Origin of the sequence: Mesorhizobium sp. M7A.F.Ca.ET.027.03.2.1, from assembly GCF_003999175.1 — a bacterium.
Lineage (GTDB): Bacteria > Pseudomonadota > Alphaproteobacteria > Rhizobiales > Rhizobiaceae > Mesorhizobium.
This window is the reverse complement of sequence record NZ_RZOM01001329.1, coordinates 1-1,396: the sequence shown is the minus strand read 5'-3', so window position 1 is coordinate 1,396 and position 1,396 is coordinate 1. Positions and strand designations below refer to the sequence as shown.

At 63.1% G+C, this 1,396-nt stretch carries 3 protein-coding genes and 1 pseudogene; all 4 read left to right on the top strand.

All coding sequences use genetic code 11. The features are described from left to right. The coding region (locus EN750_RS34350) for a TCP-1/cpn60 chaperonin family protein (protein WP_281062373.1) at nt 1-254 on the top strand (254 nt) is incomplete at its 5' end. Nucleotides 255-323: 69 nt separating this feature from the next. Further along, a complete protein-coding gene (locus EN750_RS34345) occupies nt 324-551 on the top strand; it encodes a hypothetical protein (RefSeq protein ID WP_013530720.1) in 228 nt (75 codons plus the stop codon). Between the two features lie 92 nt (nt 552-643). After that, the gene (locus EN750_RS34340) at nt 644-937 is read left to right on the top strand and encodes a DUF982 domain-containing protein (RefSeq protein ID WP_127399278.1); all 294 of its coding nucleotides are present in this window, start codon (nt 644-646) and stop codon (nt 935-937) included. A gap of 337 nt (nt 938-1,274) precedes the next feature. Further along, a pseudogene (locus EN750_RS41190) lies at nt 1,275-1,396 on the top strand (AraC family transcriptional regulator); the annotation flags it as partial.

Sequence of the window (1,396 nt, the reverse complement as noted above, 5' to 3'; positions counted from 1 at the left end):
CCGAAGGCTCGATCATCGTCGGCAAGCTGCGCGAGAAAAGCGAATTCGGCTGGGGCTGGAACGCCCAGACCAACGAATTCGGCGATCTCTACGGCCAGGGCGTCATCGACCCGGCCAAGGTGGTGCGCACCGCTCTCCAGGACGCGGCATCGGTCGCCGGCCTGCTGGTGACCACGGAGGCGATGGTGGCCGAGAAGCCGAAGAAGGAAGCCGCCGCCCCGGCAATGCCCGCCGGCGCCAGTATGGACTTCTGAGGTCACGGCCAATCCGCCCGCTTCCCTGGCGGGGAGCGGGCGTCATCCGAAGAGAAAGTGGAGGTAAAGATGGATGCAATGGCTGGCCTCGGATCCGTACCGGCTCCTACGCACCAAGCGAAGGAATTCCTGGCCTATGAAACAGAATGCAGGAACGTGCTGAAGCCGCTGCTGGCAGGGCTGCTCGACATGGCTGAAGCTGCCGGCTGGAACCGGCGAACCGCGGCGTCGGCACTGATGTTCCTTGCCGCGCAGCAAGTGTCGGCAACATCCGAGGTATCCGCCGGCAGCGGTTGAACGGGAATCGGCCAGTCCATTCACCTATCCGCGGCGGGCCGCGCTCCCGGTGCTCGGCCCGCTACAGGCACAATCGAGAGGAGGCACAAGCCATGAATCGCGGGCAATTTGAGGAACCGGTCACCCTTCTGGTCGGAATGGGCTTTCCGAGGAAGATCGACAGCGTGATGGAAGCTTACGCACTGCTGCAGGACTGGCCGAGCGCCGGCCGCAACGGCGCCCATGCCGTCGCACTCAACGCTTGCAAGGAGGGCATCGTCGGCGAGATTGATTCGGAGACGGTGCGGGCCACGCTGGTCAGCTTCGCGCGCCGCCACGACATATTGGTGCCGGAGATGGTTTCGCCGCTCGCGACGGCGGCCGGTGGTGCGCTGCGCACGAGGTGAACTGACGATGACGGCGCTGCAACAGCGCCTGAACACGCTGTTCTTGCGATAGGCCAGGCGACCACGGAGACGCCGGAATTCCTTTCCGGGCGGGCGGCATCCTCGTTGGTCAATTGAGCGAACGCGTCAGCAAGACTGACCTGTTCTGCCCGAATAGCGCTTCTGAGCGCCGCCTCCCGGTTAAAAAAGTATCATCCGTTGTCTTGAATCGTGGTGGCGCCTGTTGTCATGAGCCGGTACCTTGGCTCTTGAAATGCAGAGCCGAAACCAATTCGGCCGGGTTAGGGAATTAGGCCGAACGCGGCAGATATCCGTGCCGGCCCGGGAGGAAACGGACATGGAACCGGACCTGGAAGTTGTCCAGATACGACGCGGTGAGTCCTTCAAGGCGTGGTCGCACGGCTACCCCTTCCACACGGTGCGCTGGCACTTCCATCCCGAATATGAACTGCATCAGGT

What these genes read in the sequence shown, in the direction of transcription:
- EN750_RS34345 (WP_013530720.1), top strand. Translation starts at nt 324, where the DNA reads ATGGATGCAATGGCTGGCCTCGGATCCGTACCGGCTCCTACGCACCAA.
- EN750_RS34340 (WP_127399278.1), top strand. Translation starts at nt 644, where the DNA reads ATGAATCGCGGGCAATTTGAGGAACCGGTCACCCTTCTGGTCGGAATG.